This is a genomic window from Rhodococcus tibetensis, from assembly GCF_024438035.1.
In the GTDB taxonomy this organism is placed as follows: Bacteria; Actinomycetota; Actinomycetes; order Mycobacteriales; family Mycobacteriaceae; genus Rhodococcus_F; species Rhodococcus_F tibetensis.
Window position 1 is genome coordinate 203138 of record NZ_JANFQF010000007.1, and the last position, 23516, is coordinate 226653.

At 66.2% G+C, this 23516-nt stretch carries 22 protein-coding genes and 2 pseudogenes; 12 read left to right on the top strand and 12 right to left on the bottom strand.

Annotated features, from left to right (window positions below):
* Nucleotides 1-3: 3 nt before the first annotated feature.
* A complete protein-coding gene (locus tag NOF53_RS10780) occupies nt 4-210 on the bottom strand; it encodes a heavy-metal-associated domain-containing protein (RefSeq protein WP_255968051.1) in 207 nt (68 codons plus the stop codon).
* A 177-nt stretch (nt 211-387) separates the two neighbouring features.
* On the opposite strand from NOF53_RS10780, the gene NOF53_RS10785 reads away from it, so the two are divergent.
* The 3 genes from NOF53_RS10785 (at nt 388) to NOF53_RS10795 (ending at nt 4020) form a co-directional block, all read left to right on the top strand.
* Nucleotides 388-1818: an amino acid permease gene (locus NOF53_RS10785; protein WP_255968053.1), complete on the top strand. Its 1431-nt coding sequence runs from the start codon at nt 388-390 to the stop codon at nt 1816-1818.
* A 44-nt stretch (nt 1819-1862) separates the two neighbouring features.
* Nucleotides 1863-3200 carry a glucosylglycerate hydrolase gene (ggh, locus tag NOF53_RS10790; protein WP_255968055.1) on the top strand — a complete coding sequence of 446 codons (1338 nt, stop codon included), beginning with the start codon at nt 1863-1865 and terminating at the stop codon, nt 3198-3200.
* A 73-nt stretch (nt 3201-3273) separates the two neighbouring features.
* Nucleotides 3274-4020, top strand: a complete 747-nt coding sequence (locus NOF53_RS10795; RefSeq protein ID WP_255968057.1) for a glycoside hydrolase family 25 protein — start codon at nt 3274-3276, stop codon at nt 4018-4020.
* A 672-nt stretch (nt 4021-4692) separates the two neighbouring features.
* On the opposite strand, the gene NOF53_RS10800 is transcribed toward NOF53_RS10795, so the two are convergent.
* The gene (locus NOF53_RS10800; RefSeq protein ID WP_255968059.1) at nt 4693-5178 is read right to left on the bottom strand and encodes a carboxymuconolactone decarboxylase family protein; all 486 of its coding nucleotides are present in this window, start codon (nt 5176-5178) and stop codon (nt 4693-4695) included.
* 207 nt (nt 5179-5385) lie between these two features.
* On the opposite strand from NOF53_RS10800, the gene NOF53_RS10805 reads away from it, so the two are divergent.
* A complete protein-coding gene (locus NOF53_RS10805) occupies nt 5386-6321 on the top strand; it encodes an RNA polymerase sigma-70 factor (RefSeq protein WP_255968061.1) in 936 nt (311 codons plus the stop codon).
* Nucleotides 6322-6336: 15 nt separating this feature from the next.
* On the opposite strand, the gene NOF53_RS10810 is transcribed toward NOF53_RS10805, so the two are convergent.
* On the bottom strand, nt 6337-6483 hold the full coding sequence (locus NOF53_RS10810) for a DUF2867 domain-containing protein (RefSeq protein ID WP_445263532.1): 147 nt from the start codon (nt 6481-6483) through the stop codon (nt 6337-6339).
* Between the two features lie 73 nt (nt 6484-6556).
* Between NOF53_RS10810 and NOF53_RS10815 the strand changes: the two genes are divergently transcribed.
* The gene (locus NOF53_RS10815; RefSeq protein ID WP_255968063.1) at nt 6557-6871 is read left to right on the top strand and encodes a hypothetical protein; all 315 of its coding nucleotides are present in this window, start codon (nt 6557-6559) and stop codon (nt 6869-6871) included.
* Between the two features lie 18 nt (nt 6872-6889).
* On the opposite strand, the gene NOF53_RS10820 is transcribed toward NOF53_RS10815, so the two are convergent.
* Nucleotides 6890-7549: a class I SAM-dependent methyltransferase gene (locus NOF53_RS10820; RefSeq protein ID WP_255968064.1), complete on the bottom strand. Its 660-nt coding sequence runs from the start codon at nt 7547-7549 to the stop codon at nt 6890-6892.
* Between the two features lie 34 nt (nt 7550-7583).
* Here NOF53_RS10820 and NOF53_RS10825 point away from each other — a divergent pair.
* Nucleotides 7584-8044 (top strand): annotated as a pseudogene (locus NOF53_RS10825) (maleylpyruvate isomerase N-terminal domain-containing protein); the annotation flags it as partial.
* A 375-nt stretch (nt 8045-8419) separates the two neighbouring features.
* Here the strand turns inward: NOF53_RS10825 and NOF53_RS10830 are convergent.
* Nucleotides 8420-9610: a PIN domain-containing protein gene (locus NOF53_RS10830; protein ID WP_255968065.1), complete on the bottom strand. Its 1191-nt coding sequence runs from the start codon at nt 9608-9610 to the stop codon at nt 8420-8422.
* Nucleotides 9611-9628: 18 nt separating this feature from the next.
* The gene (locus NOF53_RS10835; RefSeq protein ID WP_255968066.1) at nt 9629-10087 is read right to left on the bottom strand and encodes a helix-turn-helix domain-containing protein; all 459 of its coding nucleotides are present in this window, start codon (nt 10085-10087) and stop codon (nt 9629-9631) included.
* Between the two features lie 231 nt (nt 10088-10318).
* Here NOF53_RS10835 and NOF53_RS27925 point away from each other — a divergent pair, with 231 nt between their 5' ends.
* Nucleotides 10319-10882: a hypothetical protein gene (locus tag NOF53_RS27925; RefSeq protein ID WP_374212597.1), complete on the top strand. Its 564-nt coding sequence runs from the start codon at nt 10319-10321 to the stop codon at nt 10880-10882.
* Nucleotides 10883-10884: 2 nt separating this feature from the next.
* Here the strand turns inward: NOF53_RS27925 and NOF53_RS10845 are convergent, their stop codons facing one another.
* The gene (locus NOF53_RS10845) at nt 10885-12954 is read right to left on the bottom strand and encodes a PhoX family protein (protein WP_255968068.1); all 2070 of its coding nucleotides are present in this window, start codon (nt 12952-12954) and stop codon (nt 10885-10887) included.
* Between the two features lie 153 nt (nt 12955-13107).
* Between NOF53_RS10845 and NOF53_RS10850 the strand changes: the two genes are divergently transcribed.
* Together NOF53_RS10850 and NOF53_RS10855 are read left to right on the top strand one after the other, a co-directional pair.
* Complete coding sequence (locus NOF53_RS10850; protein WP_255968070.1) at nt 13108-14124, top strand: PHP domain-containing protein; 1017 nt, start codon at nt 13108-13110, stop codon at nt 14122-14124.
* Nucleotides 14121-14942, top strand: a complete 822-nt coding sequence (locus NOF53_RS10855) for an alpha/beta hydrolase (RefSeq protein WP_255968168.1) — start codon at nt 14121-14123, stop codon at nt 14940-14942. The genes NOF53_RS10850 and NOF53_RS10855 overlap by 4 nt, the downstream gene beginning before the upstream one ends.
* Before the next feature lie 43 nt (nt 14943-14985).
* Here the strand turns inward: NOF53_RS10855 and NOF53_RS10860 are convergent, their stop codons facing one another.
* From NOF53_RS10860 to NOF53_RS10870, 3 genes are read right to left on the bottom strand one after another with little or no spacing between them, the layout of a single operon-like run.
* Entirely contained in the window at nt 14986-15597 is a 612-nt protein-coding gene (locus NOF53_RS10860) for a LutC/YkgG family protein (protein ID WP_255968170.1), read from the bottom strand.
* Nucleotides 15597-17075 carry a LutB/LldF family L-lactate oxidation iron-sulfur protein gene (locus NOF53_RS10865; RefSeq protein WP_255968072.1) on the bottom strand — a complete coding sequence of 493 codons (1479 nt, stop codon included), beginning with the start codon at nt 17073-17075 and terminating at the stop codon, nt 15597-15599. The genes NOF53_RS10860 and NOF53_RS10865 overlap by 1 nt, the downstream gene beginning before the upstream one ends.
* A complete protein-coding gene (locus NOF53_RS10870) occupies nt 17072-17824 on the bottom strand; it encodes a (Fe-S)-binding protein (RefSeq protein WP_255968074.1) in 753 nt (250 codons plus the stop codon). The genes NOF53_RS10865 and NOF53_RS10870 overlap by 4 nt, the downstream gene beginning before the upstream one ends.
* 78 nt (nt 17825-17902) lie before the next feature.
* Here NOF53_RS10870 and NOF53_RS10875 point away from each other — a divergent pair, with 78 nt between their 5' ends.
* Nucleotides 17903-18598, top strand: coding sequence for a FadR/GntR family transcriptional regulator (locus NOF53_RS10875; protein WP_255968076.1), 696 nt, complete (start codon nt 17903-17905; stop codon nt 18596-18598).
* Between the two features lie 43 nt (nt 18599-18641).
* Here the strand turns inward: NOF53_RS10875 and NOF53_RS10880 are convergent, their stop codons facing one another.
* Both NOF53_RS10880 and NOF53_RS10885 read right to left on the bottom strand, forming a co-directional pair.
* Nucleotides 18642-19367: an amino acid ABC transporter ATP-binding protein gene (locus NOF53_RS10880; RefSeq protein WP_255968077.1), complete on the bottom strand. Its 726-nt coding sequence runs from the start codon at nt 19365-19367 to the stop codon at nt 18642-18644.
* Between the two features lie 4 nt (nt 19368-19371).
* Nucleotides 19372-21186, bottom strand: a complete 1815-nt coding sequence (locus NOF53_RS10885; RefSeq protein WP_255968079.1) for an ABC transporter substrate-binding protein/permease — start codon at nt 21184-21186, stop codon at nt 19372-19374.
* A 140-nt stretch (nt 21187-21326) separates the two neighbouring features.
* Between NOF53_RS10885 and NOF53_RS10890 the strand changes: the two genes are divergently transcribed.
* Both NOF53_RS10890 and NOF53_RS10895 read left to right on the top strand, forming a co-directional pair.
* On the top strand, nt 21327-21956 hold the full coding sequence (locus tag NOF53_RS10890; RefSeq protein WP_374212599.1) for a TetR/AcrR family transcriptional regulator C-terminal domain-containing protein: 630 nt from the start codon (nt 21327-21329) through the stop codon (nt 21954-21956).
* A 10-nt stretch (nt 21957-21966) separates the two neighbouring features.
* A pseudogene (locus NOF53_RS10895) lies at nt 21967-23492 on the top strand (acyl-CoA dehydrogenase family protein).
* Nucleotides 23493-23516: the final 24 nt, after the last annotated feature.

Consider the following 23516-nt stretch of genomic DNA (forward strand, 5'->3'; position numbering starts at 1 on the left):
GGCTCAGCCGCCGACGGAATATCCAGCCTCTTCGACGGCGTCGGAGACGGCGCGCGGATCGAGGTCGGTGGTGCTGTCGATGACGACCTTGCCGGTGGTGAGGTCGACGTCCACGGAGGTGACGCCGGGGATGGCGCCGATTTCTTCGCTCACCGAAGCGACGCAGTGGTTGCAGGTCATGCCGGTGACGGTCACGGTCGAAGTGCTCACGGGTGTGCCTTTCTCGGGGCTCTCGGTGTTCGACTACTTCTGACTACCATACCCCCCTACGGTATTTTGACAAGGACCAGCGACGGTCGGGTTCGACGTTTTCCGTCACACACCGGTCGCCGAAGGTATCGAGTTTGCCCTCACCCGCATCTCGCCTCACCGGGAAAGGAACCGGCGATGTCACTCGTCACGTTGCGAACTCAACTGCTGCGCCGCAAACCGCTCGAAGAGATCGAGGAGGAAACACCTGTCGACGAGCAGCTGGCCAAGTCGCTCGGTTTGTGGCAGCTCACCGCGATCGGGGTGGGTGGCATCATCGGCGCCGGGGTGCTCTCCCTCGCCGGATCCGTCGCACACTCGGTCACCGGGCCCGCGGTCCTGATCTCCTTCCTGATCGCCGGCGTCGCCAGCGCCGCCGCCGCGCTTTGTTACGCCGAATTCGCGGGCATGATCCCCAAGGCCGGCTCCGCCTACACCTACGGTTACGTCGCGCTCGGTGAGATCGTCGGCTGGTTCATCGGCTGGGACCAGCTCCTCGAATACGTGGCGGTCGCCGCGGTTGTCGCGATCGGCGTGTCCGGGTACTTCAGGTTCCTGCTCGAACAGATCGGCATTTCCCTGCCCGACTGGATGATGGGTGCGCTCGGTACCGGCGACGGTCACGTCTTCGACGTCTTCGCGGCGGTGTTCTGCCTCGGCACGGCCTGGGTGCTCTCCCGCGGCATCAGAAGTGTCGGGCGATTCGAAACGGTCGCGGTCGGAATCAAGGTGGCGCTCGTCGTGCTGATCATCGTGCTCGGCGTGTTCCACATCGACAGCGCGAACTACACCCCGTACTTCCCGTTCGGCACCGCCGCGGTGATGACCGGAGCGGCAACGGTGTTCTTCGCCGTCTTCGGTTACGACGCGATGAGCACCGCTGCCGAGGAGTCGAAGGAAGCAAAGAAGCATCTGCCCAAGGCGATCCTGTACTCCCTCGGCATCGCCATGGTCCTCTATGTGCCCGCAACTCTGGTGCTCACCGGAATGCAGAAGTACACCGAGATCAGCCCCGACAGCGGCTTCTCCACCGCGTTCGAATCCGTCGGGATGCCCGGGGTCGCGAACATCATCGCCGTCGGCGCGATCGTCGGCATCATCACCGTCGTGCTCACCTTCATGCTCGGCGTGACGCGGGTGTGGTTCGCCATGGGCCGGGACGGCCTGCTGCCCGAATGGTTCGCCAAAACCCATCCCGTGCGGAAGGTGCCCACGCGGGTCACCTGGATCGTCGGCGTCGGCTCCGCACTGATGGCGGGCTTTCTGCCCATCAACACCGTGGCCGAGCTGACCAACACCGGCATCCTGTCGGCATTCATCGTGGTCTGCGTCGCCGTGGCCGTCCTGCGGCGTACCCGACCCGAGGTGCCCCGCGCCTTCCGGCTGCCGTTCATGCCGGTCGTGCCCATCATCGGTGTGGTGTTCTCCGGCTGGCTCATCCTCTCCCTGCCATGGGAGACCTGGCTGCGATTCGGACTCTGGCTGATCCTCGGCCTCGTCGTGTACTTCTTCTACTCCCGGACGCACTCGAAACTCGAAACCAGCGAACCGGTGTCGCCGGCTTCCTAGCCCGACGGCGCGCAATCTGAGGGAACCCGCAGCACAATGGTGCGATGGCGGACCCCGGATTCACCCCGACACAGCTCGCAGCGCGTGCTGCGTACCTGCTTCGCGGCAACGACCTGGGCACGATGACCAGTGCGGCACCGCGCCTGTACCCGCACATGTGGAGCTGGGACGCGGCGTTCGTCGCCGTCGGGTTGGCGCCGCTGAGCGTCGAACGAGCCGTCGTCGAACTCGACACCCTGCTGTCGGCACAATGGAAGAACGGGATGATCCCGCACATCGTGTTCGCGAACGGTGTGGACGGCTACTTCCCCGGTCCGGCCAGGTGGCAGACCGCGACACTCGCCGCGCACGCCCCCAACGGGCCGCAGACCTCCGGCATCACGCAACCACCGGTCCATGCCATCGCCGTGCAGCGCATCCTCGACCACTCGCGCCGGCACGGGCGCACCACCCGGGCTGTGGCCGAGGAATTCCTCGACCGCCGCTGGCCCGACCTCGTTCGCTGGCACCGCTGGCTGGCCCACGCCCGCGACCTCGACGGCAACGGCCGGATCGCCCTTTTCCACGGCTGGGAATCAGGCATGGACAATTCGCCGCGCTGGGATCTCGCGTACGCCAACGTGGTGGCCGGCACGATACCGAAGTACTTGCGCGAAGACCTGACCGTCGTCACGGATACGTCGCAGCGACCGTCCAACGGTGAGTACGACCGCTACCTGTGGCTGCTCGAGGAGATGAAGAGCGTCCGCTACGACGACGACGAACTGGCCACCGCGATGAGCTTCGCCGTGGAGGACGTGTTCGTCAGCGCGGTCTTCTCGATGGCATGCGAAGTCCTCGCCACTATCGGTGAAGAGCACTCGATGCCGAATTCCGATGTGCGGGAATTGCACGGGTGGGCAGGACGGTTCCGTCAGGGTGTGCTCACCACCACCGACGAACGATCCGGCGCCGCCAGGGACTTCGATCTGCGGAGCGGAAAGTGGATTTCCACCGAAACCCTCGCCATGTTCTCGCCACTGCTGTGCGGAGGTTTGAGCCGCGACGCCGAGCGAGCCCTGCTCCGCACCTTCGAGGGACCCAAATTCTGCGGGCACCCCGACCTCCGATACGCGGTACCGCCATCGACATCCCCGGTCTCGCGCGACTTCCGGTCCCGCGAGTACTGGCGTGGCCCGGTGTGGCCGGTGATGACCTGGCTGTTCTCGTGGGCCTTCGCGCGGCGGGGGTGGGCGGAACGCTCGCACATGCTCCGATCCGAGGGCTTACGACAGGCCAGTGACGGCAGTTTCGCCGAGTACTACGAACCGTTCACCGGTCAACCGCTGGGCAGCATGCAGCAGTCGTGGACCGCCGCCGCGGTGCTGGACTGGTTGGGCTGACCCAGCACTGAGTACTTGTCAACACTCCGTGGTTAACGAGTACTGACGGGCGCGAAGCGTTAACCTCGGGCGCATGGATATCGGGGAGAACGTCCGAAAGCTGTCCACAATCGCACCACTACTCATCGCTGGGGCTGTCGCAGCGGCGGTGCCTGGGATCGCCGCCGCCGAACCCGTCCGGGGGCCCGACGTGGCATCCTGGCAACATCCGGGCGGTTCGCCGATCGACTGGTTCGCCGTCCGTAACTCCGGTCACGACTTCGCGATGGTGAAGGCCACCGAAAGCCTGAACTACGTCAATCCGTTCTTCGTGCAGGACTGCCTGGCCATGCGGGCGGCGGGAGTATCCCGCGGCGCCTATCACTACGCCGACCCGACACAGTCGCCGGAAGCGCAGGCCGCCTTCTACTCGACTGTGGTGTTGGGCATCAACGGCCCCGGCGACATGCCTCCGGTACTCGACATCGAACATTCCGGCGGATTGCCGCCCGCCGCGCTGATCGACTGGACGCACCGCTACCTGAACACTGTGCGGACGCTCACCGGGCGTCAGCCGATCATCTACACGTACCCCAACTTCTGGCGCACGGCGATGGCCGACACCCACGAATTCTCCGGGTATCCCCTGTGGATCGCCGATTACAACGGGCAGAACGCCCCCGGCCGCCTTCCGGGCGGGTGGAACAACTGGACCTTCTGGCAGTACACCAGCACAGGGCGCATCCCCGGTGTCAACGGCAACGTCGACCTCAACGTCTACAGCGGAGCGCAGGGCGACTTCGGGCGGTACTCCAACAGCGCCTCCCCGTTCGGCAGCTGACGTCGGTTACGGCGTTCAACCGTTCGACCGGTTCCCGAATGTCGCCATGACCCGGGCAACCCGGCAACTCGTCATCCTCACGAGTTCCTGACGCCGCCCGGCGCCCAGGCACGGGAACTGCCCACCCCAGAGCTACATCAGTTCGCGTCCCGTCGCTTGCAATTCCAGATAGTCGTGCACCAACAGGTGGGAACATGGCGTGTACTTCGCAGCCCAGGGAGAGTGTTCGGGCAGTTGCAGGGTCAGCGCATCGGGTATCGCTTCGCGACACCTGATGTCCGCCCGGAGTGGCGGAGTCAAAGAGTTCCACCATGCGTCGAGAGCACACCTGCATTGGGAGAGATATCGCGAGAGCGGTCCCTGCAAGACCGCCATCTGGGGTACTGAATCAGCTCCACCACTGATACCTGCGACGCACGAGTTTCCGCACACGGTCATCACCTGCCCGATGAACTGCGGCGGCATTATGCCTTCGGGGTTTCGCAGCAGAGCGAGGCGCGCGCCGGCGGAAAGGGCTTCATACGCCGCTTCGGGGTCGATTGCCTCGTCACCCATGCCACGAACGTACTCGGATGTGTGTCGCCTCCCACCAGAAACAGCAACAGTTGGGTTCGGCCGCGGTGAAGGATCGCCGACCGGTCGGCGATCCTTCACCCGACCCTCGTCTGCCGGTCAGCTCGTCATACTGGCGAACATGCCGGGTTCGTAGGACCCTGCCGGGTTGCGCACGATCACGTTGATCCGGTTGGCGGCGTTGATCAGGGCGACCAGGGAGACCAGCGCGGCGATCTGGTCGTCGTCGTAGTGTTTGCGCACCTGGGCCCAGGCCTCGTCGGACACGCCGTGGTGGGCGTCGGCGAGCCGGGTGCCTTCCTCGGCGAGCGCCAGCGCGGCCCGCTCGGCCTCGGTGAACACGGTGGCCTCGCGCCAGGCCGCGACCAGGTTGAGCCGGACCGGGGTCTCGCCGGCTGCCGTGGCGTCCTTGGTGTGCATGTCGGTGCAGAAGCCGCAGCCGTTGATCTGGCTGGCCCGGATCTCGACCAGGTGCTGAGTGGCCTTCGGCAGCGGCGATTGGTCGATCACCAGGGCGGCGTTTGCGAACCTCTTACCGAACTTCATGGCGATCTCGTTGTCGAACAGGTTGAATCGGGCGTCCATGACTTCGTCCTCACTCGTGGTGGTGTGCTGGTCTGTACGAACATGAGATGCCGGGGACCCGGTCCTTGTGACAACCGCACACGCCGATGCCTCGAAGTTACGTAATTCGGCAGCGGGCAACACCGGTCGGTTGCGGTCCGGGTGTCACAAAACGGTGGGGCCCGGTGTCTGGTGTGTGACACAGTCGAAAGTGAAGAGGAGCCAACCATGACCGGCACGTCGCAGACCACGCCCGACGATCGCGGCGGGAGCCAGGACGACCGTTCGGATCCCGCCACCGACGCGTTCGTCGCCCACCGCAACCTGCTGTTCACCGTCGCCTACGAGATGCTCGGGTCGGCCGCCGACGCGGAAGACATCCTCCAGGAGACCTGGCTGCGGTGGGCGGGCGTCGATCTCGACACGGTGCGCAATCAGCGTGCGTACCTGGTCCGGATCACCACCCGCCAGGCGCTCGTCCGGCTGCGCACACTCAGCCGGCGCAAGGAGTCCTACGTCGGCCCGTGGTTGCCCGAGCCGCTGCTGACCGCGCCCGATGTGGCCGAGGACGTCGAGTTGGCCGACAGCGTCTCGATGGCGATGCTGCTGGTGCTGGAGACGCTCGCGCCGACCGAGCGGGCCGTGTTCGTGCTGCGCGAGGTGTTCGCTCTGGAGTACGGCGAGATCGCGGACGCCGTCGGCAAGAGCCCGGACGCCGTCCGTCAGATCGCGCACCGGGCGCGGGCGCATGTCGCGGCGCGCAGGCCGCGCGGCGTCGTATCCCCGGCCGAGTCCCGAGGCGCACTCGAGGCCTTCCAACGGGCGCTCGAAACAGGCGATCTGCAGGGCCTGCTCGACCTGCTCGCACCGGACGTCGTCCTCCTGGGTGACGGTGGCGGAGTCAAGCAGGCTGTGCTGCGGCCCATCGTGGGAGCCGACAAGGTGGGTCGCCTGCTGGCGGCCGGCCTGCCCCGGATCGACGGCAAGGTGTCGGTCGAGCCGGTGCAGATGAATGGCTCCCCCGCGCTGATCGTCCGGCTCGACGGGGAAATCGACGACGTCGTGGCGGTGCGAATGGACGACGGCATGATCACCGGGCTCTACATCGTGCGCAACCCGGAGAAGCTGTCGCGCGTCGAGCGGGAAACCGCGGTGAGCCGCTAAGGCCGAAACGCCGCCCTACCTCGCCACCGCTTGGTGGCGGTCGCGCCACGCTCGCGCCCATTGCCGGGTCAGGGCGGGGTACACGATGAGGTACCGGAAAGGCGCGATGGCGGTCATGTAGAGCCGCCCGAACCATCCGTTGGGCTTGACGAGAACGGTCATCTGCAGCTCGTAGTCCGCCGTTATCGCCCAGGCCGATGCCGAAGGCGGCACCCCCGCCGACAGAATCCGGCGCGTGGGGCAACTGACCTACTCGGAGGACTTTCAACGGATCGATCTCGCGATCCGGGCCTGGGCCCACCACGACCGGTCCGTCGCGACGCGCCTGCACGCCATCGACAACGAGCGGATAGACTTCCTGCGAAAGATGTTCGGCACCTTCGTCACCGACCCCGACGAGATCGAGGCACGCAGCACCCTCCTGTTCGGACTTGCGATCGACCGCCACTGCATCGTCGCGGACCACCCCGGGTACACCAAACACGAAGCCATCCAACTTGCCGGAGAATTCCTCCTGCGCCCGTCCGGTACGAACTATTCTGCCGGGTAAGGGTTTCTGCCTTCCGACTCAGTCGAGGTGAGCCGACAGCAGCCACGCCGGCAACTTGGACCGGCCCTTCTCGTCGTGCTCCCAGTTCGCGGCCTGGTCCGGCCCGAGCAGCGCGTGGATGAAGGCCGGGCGAATGTCGTCGATGGTCCAGAACTCGGCGACGGCCTCGCGCAGCTCGTCGTCGGTCACCGGGTTCGGTCCCTCGCCCTCGGGGAAGGCGCCCTTCGCGAACACCAGGATGTAGTAGGACGCGCCGGGCGCGGCCGCCCGAGCGACGGCGCGCAGGTAGTCGCGCCGCCGGTCGACGGGAAGGGAATGGAACAGGGTGCTGTCGACGATCGTGGAGAACTGGCCATCGAAACCCGTGAACGAACTGATGTCCGCCACCTGATACGTCGCCGTCAGTCCACGATCGGCGGCGGCGGCCTGAGCCACCCCGATGGCCGTCGGCGACAGGTCCAGGCCCACCACCGTGTACCCCTGCGCAGCCAGGTGGAGGGACGTCTCGGCATGTCCGCAGCCCGCGTCCAGCACGTCGCTGCGGAACTTGCCCTCCGCGATCAGCCCGGCGATCTCGGGCTGCGGCTCACCGATGTTCCACGGCACCGGTCCCGAAAATTCCTCCGCATCGCCTCGGTAGATGTCGTCCCACGGCGCTACCTGGTTGTCCTCGGTCATGACATCGACGGTACGCCCGGACTACCGTGCCGATGTGGATCTTTTCTCACGCTCGTGGTCGGCGTTGCGCACCGCAGTCGCCGAACTGCCGGACGAGGACTTCGCACAGCAGTCCGGCTGTAGCGGCTGGCTCGTGCGGGATCTGGTGTGCCACCTGATCATCGACGCGCAGGACGTCCTGATCACCCTCGTGACCCCCTCCGACACGGAACCGACTCGCGACGCCGTGACCTACTGGTACCTCGCCGACACGCCGCCGACCGGAGACGACCCGCTCGACGAGCTGACCGTCCGGCTGGCCGCCGCGTACCAGGAGCCTCGGCTGCTGAAGTTCCATTTCGACGACGTCGGCTCCGCCGCCGCCGCGCCGCCGAACTCGCCGACCCGGACCTGCGGGTCCGCACCCGCGACGAGGTCCTCACTGCAGGCGACTACCTCTCCGCGTATGTCCTGGAATCGACGCTGCACCACCTCGACTTGATCGCCCACCTCCCGACCGACATGGAGAAGGCCGAACTCGGCGAGCTGGCGACGAAACTCCCGCTCATCCCCGAATGACTCGGATTACGTCTACCTCAGTGTTGAGTCAGCCGAATCTGCGGGACGCTATGGACTTCTGGGTTTGCCGAGGACGATGCCGAAGTCGGTTTGCAGATCGCCAAACCCTTCTTACAGCTCTGGGGGTCACGCGGCCTGCTCAGTGAGGCGTCATGACCGAACAGCAACGGGACCATCAAAGTGGTGCTGCTCTGGTCGGGTAGGCGCGCACGCTCGCCGACCAGATCGGACACACGATCGTCGACCATGCGGTAAGCGTCGGTCCGAAAGCCGCTGCGCTCGCGGTACGGGCAAGGTTCGTGTGCGAAGGAATCAGGCCCTGGCGGCAGGGTCCTCCTCGGTCCCCAGGTTCCGCACCAGCCACCGATCGTCGACGAGATGCATCAGGATCGGAAACACAGGCCGGGGAACGTTCGGCTCCCACACGCCGCTGTCGAGCGTCGACATCTCGTGCACATAGAGCACCTCTACACCGGGGCCGACGATCCTTGTTCCGGTACCGATCCCCCACGTCGCCGGGTCCGGCAGCATCGCCCGGAACGACCGCACATGCACGCGCTCGAAATGCACCCACAGCGGATGCTCCGGCACCGGACCCGCGAGGGCCGCCGCGACCGCCTCACTCTCCCAACCGTCAACAGTCATCTGATAATGGTTGTCCCGCACCCACCGCCATGCGAGTACCGACCGAAAGTCGGGATCCACGTTCGGCCACACCGATAACAGATCACCGTCGACGCACACCGACGTCAAGAACGTCCACGCCGCACTCGCCAGCTTCGTATGACCGAGGAACCGCAACAATTCCGCCGGATCCATCGCACGAAGCTCGAGGTAGGCCTCCCGCATCTCGGGCAGCAAGGCGTTGACCTGTTCGTCGGTCAATTCCGGGAAGGTGGACGCCGCCGGCACCGCACCAACGTCGGGAGCCTCGCCCCGGGCTATGAGCAACGCACGGACGGCGTCGACGAACTTTGGGGTCAGCCGCTCGAGTGACGCGAGCAGTTCCCCCACCGTGCGCAGTGCGAGCATGTTCCGGGCGACCAGTACGTGCATGCACTCGAACACCGCTTCCGGGTCCAGATCGAGCAGATCGCAGAGGAATTCGTCGGGATGGATCGCCTCGACGTCGAACGGATCGAGGGCCGCCGGCGGGAAATCCTGCAGAGTTGCGGTCACGATCACACCCGCACCGGACCGCACCGCCGCAGCCAGGACGTGCCGGTTCTTCGGATCGTTGGTCATCGCGGGGATCAGCTCACGGTATCCGCGCGATTCCTCCTCTGCGAGGGGAAATGCTCTGCGCATCTGCTGCACTCGCCGCGCCGCCTGCTGTGGCGACTTACCGAACCTCTCCCCGGACAGGTTGCCCTCGACCTCGTCGAGCAGATCCGGCGTCCACACCGGCCGGAACAACTCGGCATCGGCCAGCGTCAGCAGCAGGTTGTTCAGGGTCTGGGGAAGCATGACGCACGTGTCGAGAACCACCCGCAAGGTCGTCATAGGTCAACCCGCCCCAGATCAACGAGTCGACACGAAGCCGTCAGTGGCATCGCCCGGGTCCGGGGGTTCCTCGTGCGCCATCTCCTCGAACACCTGGCCCCGACGCGCCCGCTCACCCTGCTGGAATTCGAGCACGTCCGCCAACTCCACCCGCCGATGCCGGCCGGGCGACGTGTACGGAATCTTCCCCGCTTCCAACAACCGCACCAACGTCGGCCGCGCAATGCCCAACAGGTCCGCGGCCTCCTGCGTCGTCAACATCGTGCGATGCGGTTCCACCGTCACCGCCTGACCCCGATCCAAAGCAGCAACCGCGTCGACGAGCAACCCCCGAACACTGTCCGGCAACGGCACCGACCCGCCCGGGGACGAGATCGACACCTCCTCAGAACCAGCAAGAACGGCCTTCAGCGCTCCGAGAAGATCCTGATCGTCGGTGGCCGGCGGCAATACCGTGTGGTTCGTCCCAGCGCCCATATCTCACCATAAAACGAAAAAAACGAACATACAATGCGGTTGGGCGCGGCAGCGGAACGGATGACGGACTCGGGCTCGGTCGAGGGTGACGACGACCGCTGGGGTCCGGGGTTCACGCCGCCCGGATCGCGAACGAAATACGTTGCCCAACAAGTAAAAAGCGTCACCTCCCCATCCCATCCCGTAGGTGAAAGCGCATCGCGGGAAGTCATCGACCCTGATGATCGTTCCATGCCGATTTCGGAATGGAACCAGGACAGCTTGGTGTTGCGCTTCGTTATGACCGACGACGGTCCGGACTTCTACGAGCCTCCGGGCTTTGAGCCGCCGGCTGCGTGGCGGCTCGCGATCGGAGCCGTTGCCCGCGATCTGTCGTGCCTGCGATACGGACGTGACGTGCAGGTAGAACGTCTGGTGTGGGAACTCGCGATCAGCGACCAGTACGCCGTCACTATCGGCTGGCGGGGGCCGGCGGTGGGCGGGTTCAACCTCTGCCACGGCGTTCGAAGGAAGCCCCCTACCCGCAGGCCGCGGTCTGGGACGCCGACACCGCGCAAGGCGAGCTCACCGGCTATGAGTTCATCCAGTGGCCATCGCGAGGACGGCACATCCTCAACCCCCGCCTCCGCCAGGGAAGACCGGTGTGGGATGTCGCGGCACGGGCGGGACCTGACGGACGACGGTCGCGCGCGGTTGTCCGCGATGTTCGAGTTCTACGATCGGCACGGGTTCCTCGCGGGCGGAGCGATGTTCGAGTCGCTGCTCGGGCGTCCGCCCGCGAGAATCGGCGGATAGCGTCAGACGCCGATGCGTCCGCCCGACTTCCACACTGCCACGACTGCGGGGCGCGGCTGAGTACTCCCGCCGTCGGGCCAGTGCGAGGCGGGGTTGTCGGCGCTGGCGTCGTCGAGTTCACCCGGATGCTGCACGCACACGACCACTCGCTCCTCGTCGACGATCGGTCCGCATGTCTCGGCGCCCTTCGGCACCGACAGGAACTGTTTGGTTTCACCGCGGTTCGCGCCGTCGAGGGTGACGCTGAACAGTCCGTCGTTCGACTTCAGCGCGTTGCCGTCGGTGGAGATCCACAGATTGCCGTGCGTGTCGAACGCCAGGTTGTCGGGGCAGGAGATGGGGCTGACCTTCTCCTTGTCGAACCCGCCGAAGTAGGTGTCGGCCTCCGTCGGGTCACCGCACACGAGCAGCAGGTTCCACGTGAACGCGGTGCCGGCGTGGTCGTCGGTGAGCTCGAGGACCTGGCCGTTCTTGTTGTTGTTCCGCGGGTTGACCTCGTCGGCCGCCGCCGCGCCGTCGACGCCGCGCTTGGTGTTGTTGGTCAGCGCCACGTACACCTTGCCGGTCTTCGGGTTCGGCTCGAAGTCCTCGGGGCGGTCCATCTTGGTGGCACCGACCTTGTCGCCGGCCTCGCGGGTGAAGACCGCGACCTCTTCGGCGCTCATCCCGTCGACGAGGGATTCGCCCTTACCGTCTTCACCCGTGCGGAGCAACGGAATCCACTCGCCGGTACCGTCGAAGGAACCGCTCGCCGGCAGCGTTCCGGAGCCGTCGATCTCGTCCGCCGAGTTGCCGCTGAACTTCGCGACGTACAGGGTGCCCGCGTCGAGCAACGTCATGTTGTGACGCACGGCCGCCTGGCTGTTGCCGTCCATCATCTTCCGGCTCGACACGAACTTGTACATGTAGTCGAAGCGCTCGTCGTCGCCGCTGTAGGCCACCACGGTGCCGTCGTCGGTGACGTGAATGGTCGCGGCCTCGTGCTTGAACCGGCCGAGTGCTGTGTGCTTGACGGGTGCGGACGCCGCATCCCAGGGGTTCACCTCGACGACGTACCCGAAGCGGTTCACCTCGTTCGGGTCCTGCGCGAGGTCGAAACGACGGTCGAAGCGCTCCCATTTGCGTTCCGATGCAGCACCTTCCACGCCGTAACGCTTCAGTCGTGCGGCGACGATCGGGTCGGTGGCCAATTCGGCGTTCGCGAAATACTGGTTGAAGTTCTCCTCCCCCGACAGCACCGTGCCCCACGGAGTGACACCGCCGGAGCAGTTGTTGAGGGTGCCGAGGACCTTGGTGCCGGTCGGATCGGCCGACGTCTTCAAGAACTCGCTGCCGGCCGCGGGCCCGGTGACGACGAACTCGGTGGTCGCAGTGATGCGCCGGTTGTACGGGCCGAATCCGGGGGTGAGCCTGCCGGAGCCGCTGTCGCCCTTCACCTGCAGCACGGACAATCCGTGCGCGGCGAGTGCGATCTGGAACTGCTCAGGCGACGGGTTCTCGGCGTCGTAACCCTTGAACATGAACGGTTCGGTGGTGTACTCGTGGTTGACCACCAGCAAGAACGTGTCGGGTTCTCCCTCGATGGGGAGGAGTCCGGCGAAGTCGTTGTTGAACCCGAACTGCTGCGCCTGCGCTGGGGCAGTCTGGTTGTCGAAGTCGAACGCGGGAGCCCCGGGCAGTACCGGGTCGCCCCACCGGATCACCACAGCCTGCTCGTACCCGTCGGGGATGACGACGGCATCCTCGGTGTTGGGTGCCACCGCGTCGAAGGCGGTACCGGGGGTGGCCGCGCCGTCCGAGCCACCGGACGTGGGGGCGCTGCCGCTGCCGGAGTCGTCGGAACAGGCTGCCAGAACGCTGCCCGCACCGACGGCGAGCACTGCCATTCCGGCGCCCCGCAATACACCCCGCCTGGAGAGCGCCGCCCGCGCGATGTCGCGGAAGTATTCGCCCTGCGAAGCATTGGGCACGTCGTGGGAGCAGGCGTTACCGCACTTGTACTGACAGGTGACGGAGGCGCGCGACGACACGCCGTCGTGAGTGACGAACAGTGCGAGGGGTTTCAAGCTCACCGTGGCTCCCGATTAGAAGTGGATAACTCCGGCACCGTAGAAGTCGTAAGCAAGTGAAAGGGAACGCCTGTGTGAACGGGCGACGAACGAGGCGACCCTAAGTCGTGGCATCTACGTCTAGCGGACAGCCTGCCGGCCGTGCACCATGGAGAGATGGACCCGGTCGAGGCGCTGCGGGAAATAGCGTTCTGGCTCGAGCGCTCACGTGCGGAGACGTACCGGATCGCCGCTTTCCGGCGGGCCGCAGACGTGGTTGCGAATCTGTCGGCCCGCGAGCGAGTCGTCCAGCAGGCCGACGACTGGAGGTCGCTGCCCGACATCGGAGCCGAAGCTACCGCGATAATCCGGGAGTGCACCCATTCGGTGCCGCCCTATCTCACCTACCTGCGGAGTTCCGCCGAGCCGATCGGGCTGGGCGGAATGGAACTGCTGGAGGCCCTTCGCGGCGACCTCCACACGCATTCGGACTGGTCGGACGGCCGGTGCCCGATCAAGGAGATGATGCGGCGCGCCGCCACGCTGGGTCACGAATACTGCGCGTTGACCGATCATTCGGCACGCCTCACGGCCGCCAACGGGCTCACGTCGGAGCGCCTGCTCGCCCAGTTGGGCGTGATCGCCGAACTGAATGCCGAGCTCGCGCCGTTCCGTGTCCTCACCGGCATCGAGGTCGACATCCTCGAGGACGGCTCCCTCGACCAGGACGACGATCTGCTCGGCGACCTCGACGTCGTGGTCGCCAGTGTGCACTCCCACCTGGACAGCGACCGTGCCACGATGACGAAGCGGATGGTGCAGGCGGTCAAGTCCCCACACGTCGATGTCCTGGGCCACTGCACCGGACGGCTCGTCGCCGGAAACAGGGGAACCCGGGCCGAGTCGAAGTTCGATGCGGAGCGGGTGTTCAACGCGTGCCGCGAACACGGCACGGCGGTCGAAATCAACGCCCGGCCGGAGCGGCGGGATCCGCCCGGCCGACTGATCGATCTCGCGCTCGCGAGCGGCTGCCTGTTTTCCGTCGACACCGACGCACACTGCACCGGTCAGCTCGCGTGGCAAGGCTATGCCTGTGAGCGGGCCGCCGAGCGCGGGGTCGAGCCGGCCAACGTGATCAACACCCTGCCCGTGACCGAGTTGCTGGCGTGGACCGGCTCACCCGATCGGCACTGACCCGTGTTCTCCTGGTGGCGTTCACGGTCGTTGCGCTGCTGATCGCCGTGCTGTGGACATTTCAGCGGCGGTTGATCTATTTCCCCGACGCCTCCCGGGTGCCGTCGGCGCAGCAGCTGCTGACCCGCGCCGAGGACGTCACTCTCACAACGTCGGACGGACTCGAGCTGGGCGCCTGGTACATCCCACCCGCGAGCGGGGATCCGCACATGACCGTCCTCGTGGCCGCCGGAAACGCCGGCAACAGGGCCGACCGGGCACTGCTGGCCTCGGACCTGGCGGACGCAGGTTTCGCCACGCTGCTCTTCGACTACCGCGGGTACGGCGGCAACCCCGGTCACCCCAGCGAGAAGGGCCTGGCCCTCGACGTTCGTGCGGCCTACCGCCACCTCGTCGACGAGCGCGGGGTGCCGCGCGAGCGCTTGCTGTACTTCGGTGAAAGCCTCGGCACCGGCGTCGTCACCGAACTCGCCACCGAGCATCCGCCGGCGGGCATGTTGCTGCGTTCACCGTTCGTCGACCTGGCATCCCTCGGCGCCAGGCATTACCCGTTCCTGCCGGTCCGGTTGGTGCTGCGCGACCGATTTCCCGTAGCGGAGGCGGTGGCACGAGTCGATGTGCCCACCACCGTGGTCTACGGCACGGCCGACACCGTCGTCCCTCCGGACCAGAGCGAACGCGTGGCAGATGCGGCGCTCGGCCCCGTCGAAACTGTCGTGTTGCCAGGGGCAGGGCACAACGACGACGTGATGTTCGGTGGCGCGCAGATCGTCCGCGCCACCGTCGCTCTGGCCGAGAGGGCGCTCCGCGCCCCGTGAGTGGTTGACGAGTCTCTGGACTCGCAAGCCACGCACGGGCGCGTCAGCGCACTATGACGACGTCCAGCGTCCGGGGACCGTGGACACCCTCGACGCGGTTGAGTTCGATGTCGCTGGTGGCGCTGGGGCCGCTGATGAACGTCAGCGGCTTGGTCGCGTCGAGGGTCTGAAAGGCCTGTGGCACGGTGTCGACGATCTGGTCGGCGCGGATGACGCAGATGTGATGATCGGGCACCAGCGTCAGTGCCCGCCTGCCCTGACCGGCGCCGCCGTCGAGAACGACCGTGCCGGTGGCCGCGATGCCCAGCGTGCACCCGGTGACGACGACGTCGATTGCGTCGAGTTCGAGCGTCGACAGTGCGGCGGGTGCACCGTCGACGACGACATCACGTCGTGGTCGCCACACCTGCGGCAGATCCGGCGGGACAACGGCGCGCGCCCCCTCCGCGATCAGCCCGGTGACGATCTCGGTGACGGTACTCTCGTCGGCGCGATGGACCTGGGCGCGGTAATCGTCGACGGTGTGGGCGAACAACTCCACGTCTCCGGGGCCGGACAGCGGTTTCCGGTGGTAGTCGCGGGAAACGGGTTCTGGAGCGGGGGCGTCAGCGATCGCCGATCGGATTCTGGACAGGATCTCGTTGCGGGCGTGCATCATTCGGCGTCCTCATGGGTGCGGACCCACCATTGCCGGAAGGTTTCCTTCGGTGGGGAGGGCAGGTCTCGGCTCGCGGTCCACTTGGACCCCGGATACGGCAGCGAGGTGATGCGTTCCTTCCTGCCGCCGAGTAGCCGGCCGATCTTCGATACCTTTTCGGCGGCAGCGAACCGCTTCTCCGATCCCATCACGAAGCCGGCGGCCTTCATCGCGAGGTCCTGTCCGCCGGGAACGCCGTGCCGTTCCGAGTCGACTTGCTCGGCCCGCAGATGTACCAGGATGCTCGGGATGTCGATGCGCACGGGACACGCGTCGAAGCACGCACCGCAGAGTGTCGACGCATAGGGAAGTGAGGCGTTCGGGTCGTCGTGGCCGGTGGTCCCGGTGAGTTGCGGACTGAGGATCGCGCCGATCGGTCCCGGATAGACGGAGCCGTACGCGTGGCCGCCGGCCCGCTCGTAGACGGGACACACGTTCAGGCAGGCGCTGCACCGAATACAGTGCAGGGCTGAGCGTCCCACGTCGTCGGCAAGAACGTTGGTGCGTCCGTTGTCGAGCAGGACGACGTGGAAGTTCTGCGGCCCGTCGCCGGGATGAACGCCGGTCCACATGGAGGTGTAGGGATTCATGCGTTCCGCGGTCGAGGAGCGGGGAAGCAACTGCATGAAGACTTCGAGGTCGGTGAACGCGGGCACCAGCTTCTCGATGCCCATTAGTGTGATCAGGGTGTCGGGGAGGGTGAGGCACATCCGCCCGTTGCCCTCCGACTCCACCACCGCGAGGGTCCCGGTTTCCGCGACTCCGAAGTTCGCGCCGCTGATTGCCACCCTGGCGGAGAGGAACTTTCGCCGAAGATGTGCCCGCGCGGCCATCGCCAGCGCCCGGGGGTCGTCGGTGATGTCCTTGTCGATGCCGGGCATCGATTTCAGGAAGATCTCGCGGATCTCGGCGCGGTTGCGGTGGATGGCGGGGACGAGGATGTGGCTCGGCTTGTCGTGTCCAAGTTGCACGATCAGCTCGGCGAGGTCGGTCTCGATCGCCGCGATCCCGTTCTCCTCGAGGTACTCGTTGAGGCCCGTCTCCTGGGTGGCCATCGACTTGACCTTCACGACCTCGTCGGAGCCGGTGGCCCGGACGAGGTCGGTGATGATCCGATTCGCCTCCTCGGAGTCGCGCGCCCAGTGGACGGTTCCGCCTCGCGCGGTGACGTTTTCCTCGAACTGCACGAGCAGTTCTGGCAGCCGCGCCATTACGTCCGCCTTCAGGGCGCTGCCCGCCCGGCGCAGCTCCTCCCAGTCGTCGACTTCGGCGACGGCGGCCATGCGCTTGTTGCGGATGGTGGTGGTAGCCGCGCCTAGATTGGCGCGCAGTTGGGTGTCGGCAAGTGATTTCCGCGCGGCGTCGGGGAAAGATTCTGTGCCCTGGATGTTTCCGGTGCCGGCGTGGAAGGTGGGTGAGCCGAGGAAGGTGGTCATGCGTTGCTTCCGATCTTCTCGGTACTCGCCAGGATCTCGGCGAGGTGAACGGTGCGAACCCCGCTGCGCAGCCGGGACAGTCCGCCGCCGATATGCATCAGGCACGACGAATCACCGGCGCTGCACACTTCCGCACCGGTGCGCAGCACGTTGCCCATCTTGTCGGCGAGCATGGCCGTTGAGGTGTCGGAGTTCTTCAGCGCGAACGTTCCGCCGAAACCGCAGCAGGAATCGGCGGCGGGAAGTTCGACGAGCGTCATCCCGCGGACAGCGCGGAGTAGTTGCAGGGGCTTGTCCCCCACCCGCAACAACCGCAGCGAGTGGCACGTCGGGTGGTAGGTGACCCGGTGTGGGTAGTACGCGCCGACATCGGTGACACCGAGGACGTCGACCAGCAGTTCCGACAGTTCGTAGGTCCGGGAGGCGATGTCCTCGGCACGCGAGGCGAGGGACTCGTCACCGTAACGCCGCGCCACCATCGCATGCTGGTGCCGGACGGACCCGACACACGAACCGGACGGCGCGACCGCCACATCCCAGGCTTCGCTCTCGAACGCCTCGACGTGGTGGCGTACCAGCGCAAGCGCCTCGGCCTGGTAACCGGTGTTGACGTGCATCTGCCCGCAGCACGTCTGCTTCGGCGGAAACACCACCTCATGGCCGAGGCGTTCGAGGAGCCGGACCGTCGCGGTGGCGCAGTCGGGGAACAGGGCATCCGCGATGCACGTGGCGAACAATGCGATCTTCATCGGTACTCCAACCAGGCTGGGCTGTGGTCTGACCACAGTAGCGCATTGTGGTCAGACCACACCGGGTAAACTCCGGATGTGCGTACACACGAGGTAGTCCTGCAGCGGATCGAGCAGGATCTGGCCGACGGAAAACTCACCGTCGGCGGCCGACTACCCGCGGAGCGTGCGCTCGCGGAAGAACTCGGAGTCGGGCGCTCCTCCGTCCGGGAGGCCATGCGAGTGCTCGAGGCCATGGGCATCGTCCGTACCGCCGTGGGTTCGGGTCCGGACTCGGGTGCAATCGTGGCGGCGAACCCCGCCGCGTCCATCGGGGTTGCGCTGCGACTACACATGGCCACGCGCACCCTGCCCATCCGCGACGTCGTCCAGACGCGCACCCTGCTGGAGTCGTGGGCAGTGGAAGAGGCTGCCGGGAGGGCACGCGAACTCGACCTGCATGCGATCGACGCACTCCTCGACGCCATGGACGAGCACACCCTGTCGCCGGAGGCCTTCCACCGGCTCGACGCCGACCTGCACGTCGCGATGGCCGGACTCGCAGGCAATGTCCTCGTCGAGGCGATGATGGTCTCGCTCCGCGACTCCATTCACGGTTACGTCATGCAGGCCGTTCCGCTGCTCGACGATTGGAGCGAGGTCGCGCAGAACCTCCGCTGCGAGCACCGCGCCATCGTCACCGCCCTGCGCCGCGGGCACGGCGCCAAGGCGTCCACCCTCGTCCGCGAACACATCGAGGGCTTCTACGGGCGCTTCGCACCCGTGCGTGGTTGAGGAGTCTGTGGACTCGTCAACCACGCACGAGGCGCGGAGCGCCCTACAGCACCTGGGACAGGAACTGCTGCAGTCGTTCGGTCGCGGGCTTATCGAAAAGCTGTACCGGCGTTCCGGTTTCGACCACAGCACCGTGGTCCATGAACAGCACGGTGTCCGACACCTCGCGGGCGAAACCCATCTCGTGAGTGACCACGACCATCGTCATTCCGCCCTTGGCGAGGTCGGCCATCAACGCGAGAACACCCTTGACCAGTTCGGGGTCGAGCGCAGAGGTTGCCTCGTCGAAGAACATCACTTCGGGCTTCATGGCCAGTGCCCGCGCGATCGCGACCCGCTGCTGCTGACCACCCGACAAGTTGCCCGGCCGGGAATCGGCCTTGTTTGCAAGGCCGACGAGTTCGAGCTGCTCGAGGGCCAGTGACCGCGCCTCGTCCTTCGACAGCCCCTTGAGCTTGCGCGGACCGAGTGCGATGTTCTCGACGACTGTTTTGTGCGGGAACAGGTTGAACTGCTGAAACACCATGCCGATCTGCTGCCGCAACTTGTCCGGATTGTCTTTCAGCACCGACTTGCCGTCGATGAGTACGTCACCCTGATCGGGTTCGTGCAATCGGTTGAGCACACGGAGCAGGGTGGACTTTCCGGATCCGGACGGGCCGATCACGGTGACGGTGTCACCGGCGTCGACGTGGAGGTCGACGCCCCGGAGCACCTTGTTGGTGCCGAATGCGAGATGCAGGTTGGTGCCAGTGAGAGAAACGGCCATCGCCCTATCCCCTTTCCACGACGATGGATTGCTCCACCGGATCGAGCGTGCCGGACGTGTCGGCGCGGCCGGTGCGCAGACGGTTGTCGATGTAGTTGACGAGGTGCGTCAACGGAATCGTCAGTGCAAGGTAGAACAGGCCGGCTGCGACGAGGGGCGACAGGTTTCCGGTTTGCGCGTTGAGATCGCGCCCCACGGCGAACAACTCGCGCTGGGTGACGAGCAGGCCGAGGAAGTAGATGAGTGACGAGTCCTTGATGAGGGAGATGAACTGGTTCATCAGTGCGGGCAGCACCCGCCGCACACCTTGGGGAATCACCACCAGCGTCATCGACTTGCGGTAGCTGAAGCCCAGGGCTCTGGCGGCCTCGAGCTGCCCGGGTTCGACGCTCTGGATCCCGGACCGAAAGATTTCCCCGATGTAGGCGGATGCCAGCAGCGACAGCGCGGCGGCGCCCAGCCAGTACGGGTTGTTCCCGGTGAGGCCCTTCACCACCGGTCCGACACCGAGGCCGACGATGAGGATGATCACGACTGCGGGGAGCCCGCGGAACACGTCGGTGTAAACGCGTGCCGGCCACCGCAGCCACCGGGTGCGGGAGATGCCGGCTATCGCGAGCAGCATGCCCAGCACCGTGCCGACGATGCCCGACGCCAACGCGAGGATCAGGGTATTCGGCAGACCGGTCTTCAGCAGGTCGGGGAACGCCCGCGCGTACAGGTTCCAGTCGAAGAACGTGTCCTTCAACTGCGCGAGAGTCGATTTGGGTTCGTTGACGGGGGTCTCGGCGTCGGTCTCGATGTTCTCGGCGGCGAGTGCCGCGAAGTCGGGCAGGTCCGGCATCGGCGCCGCCTTGCTGCCGGGCTTCCACCCCTCGGGCAGTTCGCGAGGCACCCAGTCGGAATACAGTTCCGCCCACGTGCCGTCCTCGATGGTCGCGTCGAGGCCGGCGTTCAGCGCGTCGATCAGGGGCTGGTTCTCCTTCGCGACGGCCCACCCGACGAAGTTGTTGACGCTGAACGTGTTCTGCGCGATCGACGTCGGGTCACCCGGCGCGATGGCGCCTTCCGCCTGCTGCGACGGCGCTACCCACGCGTCGATCTGCCCGGTCTTCAGATTCGCGTATGCCGTGGCGTAGTCGGGGAACTTCACCGGGTCGAGCTTCAGGGTGTTGACGACGTAGTCGTCCTGCACGGTGCCTTGGACGACGCCGATGCGCGTGGACGAATTCAGGTCGTCGAAACCTTTGATCGGTCCGCCGTTGGGGACGACGAGAGAGAAGTAGCCGAAGTCGTAGCCATTGGTGAAGCCGACGGTGTTACGCCGCTCGTCCGTCGTGGTGATCGAGGACGATCCGACGTCGAAGCGCCGCCCCGACACCTGAGCGAGGAGTCCGGCGAATTCGGTGCCGACGAAGTCGACGCGCAGGCCCAGCTTGTCGGCGACGGCCTGCAGCAGTTCGTTGTCGTAGCCGGTGAACTGGTTCTCCGAGTTCACGCAGATGCTCGGCGGCGCGTCGGACAGCGTGCCGACGGTTAGCACGCCCGGGGTGATGAGGTTCAGCTTCGACGTGTCGATCTGATCGAGTGGAGTCACGCTGGGCGTGGTGTATCTGTCTTCCGCGCCGGCGCCTGCGGACGCGTCCAGGTTGGTGGGCGCTGCTGTCGCGGCACCGACTCCGGGGGGAGCGCAGAGATCCTGCGGCGCCGCCCCCGAAGAACTGCTGTCGCTCGAACAGGACGACAGGGTCAGTGCCATAAGGGCGGTCAGCAACAGTGCCACCACCAGACGGATCTTCGCTCCCACGGAAGAAAACATGGTGAGCAGCGTAACCCCGGCGGTCCGCAAAGACCGTGGTCGGAGGAGGCGTGAGCGACGCCCGTCACTCCTCTTGTTTGTCATACAAACAAGAACCGTTTATTGTCTGCTGTACAAACAAGTGGAAGTTGGTGATGGTGATGCAGGAAGCACGGCGGGCAGCGCGCGCGACCCGTGAGTCCGGCCGTCAGACCCGCGACGCGCTGCTCGCGGCGGCAACCGACCTCTTCCTCGAACACGGGGACGGTGTCCCGATCACCCAGATCTGCGCGGCCGCGGGCGCCCACCCGAATCAGGTGACCTACTACTTCGGGTCCAAGGAACGACTTTTCGTCGAAGTCGCGTGCGCCGCGGTTCTCCGCGCGGGGAAGCGGGCGGAGGACGATGCCGCCGCTGCAGAGACTGTGGGCGACTACACGGAAAAACTCGTCGGTTCGCTGCTCGGCCCCGGCGGCCCCAGCGTCGAACTCTTCGTCGAAGCGATGCTGATGACCGGCCGGAGGGGTGAACTCCGGGAACACATCACCGACACCCTGCGCACCCTGCACTCGTCTGGGGAAAACGCGCTGATCCGCACACTGATGCGTACCGGCTGGCAACTCCGCGCCGGTATCGACGTCGAAGCGAAGGCCTTCTGGTCGGCGATCTTCGGGCTCGCCATCCAGAAGACCGCCACCGGTGAGAGCTTCGGCTACTCCCTCGGCGAAGCCGTCGCCGTCATCTTCGCAAGCCTTCGAATTCCCGAGTCCGTGCGCGAAAGCACCCTCTGAAAGGTCTGCTATGACCGACACCTACGAACATCCCGTCACCCATCCCGCACCGCACGGCACGCACGTAGTGCTCAACCAGTCGGCGCCGCGGACGGGCGTCAACGAGTTCACCCTCGACCCCGCGTTGGTGGAGGGCGTGCGTCGGCACGATGCCGGTTGGGTGATCAACGAGCTCACCGGCATCGGGGAACTTGTGGGCAGCGCATCTTTTCAGCATGACGCCGAACTCGCCAACACTGTGCTCCCGGAGCTGAAGTCGTTCGACCGCTGAAGCAATCGGATCGACGAGGTCGAGTACCACCCGGCGTACCACCGCATCATGTCGGCGGCCGACCAACGCCGTTCGTCAGTTACACGCCCGAACTGAATGCTCCCGGCAAAGCCTCCGCAATTTTCGGCATGCCGATGACGGAGCAGCAGGGCGGCTCGGACGTCCGCGCCAACACCACCGTCGCGGCACCCGCCGGGCGCGGTGGTACGGGCGCCGACTACCTCCTGACCGGGCACAAGTGGTTCTGCTCGGCGCCGATGTCCGACGCCTTTCTCATGCTCGCGCAGGCGGAAGGCCGAGGCGGCAACGGACTTTCGTGCTTCCTGGTACCGCGTGTGCTCCCGGACGGCACGCGTGACGTGTACCGCCTTCAACGACTGAAAAACAAGCTCGGCAACAAGTCCGACGCGTCCTCCGAGATCGAACTCGACGGCACGGTCGGCGTGATGATCGGCGAACCCGGACGCGGGGTGCGCACCATCATCGAAATGGTGGCCCGCACCCGGCTCGACTGTGTGCTCAGCAGTACGGCGGGCATGCGACAGTCGGTCGCGGAGGCGGTATGGCATGCCCGGCGCCGCATGGCATTCGGCACGGTGCTGTCGGAACAACCCGCGATGAGGTCCGTGCTGGCCGACCTCGCGCTGGAGTCGGAGGCGGCGACCGTCACTGCGCTGCGCCTCGCTCGGGCCCACGACGCCGACGTAAACGAGCTGGAACGCAGCTTCCGTCGCCTGGCGACCGCGGTCGCGAAGTACTGGATCTGCAAGCGGGGCCCGCACCACGCCTACGAAGCACTGGAATGCCTGGGCGGCAACGGGTATACCGAGGACTTCCCGCTCGCCCGGCGCTATCGCGAACAACCCGTCATGGCCGTGTGGGAAGGGTCGGGCAATGTCATCGCACTCGACGTCCTGCGGGCGATGACCCGGGAACCCGACAGCGTTGCCGCCTTCGACGCCGAGGTGAACCTCGCCCGCGGCAACAATCCGGTCCTGGACGCCCACCTCGACCGAGTCCGCCGGCAACTCGGCGAACTGGTCACCGAAGATCCGGTACGCGCCCAGCTGCGCGCCCGCACCGTCGTCGAATCGATGGCCCTCGCACTGCAGGCGTCGCTGCTGACGCGGTTCTCCCCGGCCCCCGTCGCCGACGCGTTCGTCGCCGCCCGCCTCGGCCCGAACCGCACCCACGAATACGGCACCCTGTCCGCCTCCGCGGACTTGGAGGCCATCCTCGGGACAACCAGAAGGGCGCACGAGTGACAGGCCTTGACAGGAGACGAGCGC

Coding starts and splice junctions, on each gene's coding strand:
- NOF53_RS10785 (WP_255968053.1), top strand. CDS start 388: ATGTCACTCGTCACGTTGCGAACTCAACTGCTGCGCCGCAAACCGCTC.
- ggh (WP_255968055.1), top strand. CDS start 1,863: ATGGCGGACCCCGGATTCACCCCGACACAGCTCGCAGCGCGTGCTGCG.
- NOF53_RS10795 (WP_255968057.1), top strand. CDS start 3,274: ATGGATATCGGGGAGAACGTCCGAAAGCTGTCCACAATCGCACCACTA.
- NOF53_RS10800 (WP_255968059.1), bottom strand. CDS start 5,178: ATGGACGCCCGATTCAACCTGTTCGACAACGAGATCGCCATGAAGTTC.
- NOF53_RS10805 (WP_255968061.1), top strand. CDS start 5,386: ATGACCGGCACGTCGCAGACCACGCCCGACGATCGCGGCGGGAGCCAG.
- NOF53_RS10810 (WP_445263532.1), bottom strand. CDS start 6,483: ATGACCGTTCTCGTCAAGCCCAACGGATGGTTCGGGCGGCTCTACATG.
- NOF53_RS10820 (WP_255968064.1), bottom strand. CDS start 7,549: ATGACCGAGGACAACCAGGTAGCGCCGTGGGACGACATCTACCGAGGC.
- NOF53_RS10830 (WP_255968065.1), bottom strand. CDS start 9,610: ATGACGACCTTGCGGGTGGTTCTCGACACGTGCGTCATGCTTCCCCAG.
- NOF53_RS10835 (WP_255968066.1), bottom strand. CDS start 10,087: ATGGGCGCTGGGACGAACCACACGGTATTGCCGCCGGCCACCGACGAT.
- NOF53_RS27925 (WP_374212597.1), top strand. CDS start 10,319: ATGCCGATTTCGGAATGGAACCAGGACAGCTTGGTGTTGCGCTTCGTT.
- NOF53_RS10850 (WP_255968070.1), top strand. CDS start 13,108: ATGGACCCGGTCGAGGCGCTGCGGGAAATAGCGTTCTGGCTCGAGCGC.
- NOF53_RS10860 (WP_255968170.1), bottom strand. CDS start 15,597: ATGCACGCCCGCAACGAGATCCTGTCCAGAATCCGATCGGCGATCGCT.
- NOF53_RS10865 (WP_255968072.1), bottom strand. CDS start 17,075: ATGACCACCTTCCTCGGCTCACCCACCTTCCACGCCGGCACCGGAAAC.
- NOF53_RS10870 (WP_255968074.1), bottom strand. CDS start 17,824: ATGAAGATCGCATTGTTCGCCACGTGCATCGCGGATGCCCTGTTCCCC.
- NOF53_RS10880 (WP_255968077.1), bottom strand. CDS start 19,367: ATGGCCGTTTCTCTCACTGGCACCAACCTGCATCTCGCATTCGGCACC.
- NOF53_RS10885 (WP_255968079.1), bottom strand. CDS start 21,186: ATGTTTTCTTCCGTGGGAGCGAAGATCCGTCTGGTGGTGGCACTGTTG.
- NOF53_RS10890 (WP_374212599.1), top strand. CDS start 21,327: ATGCAGGAAGCACGGCGGGCAGCGCGCGCGACCCGTGAGTCCGGCCGT.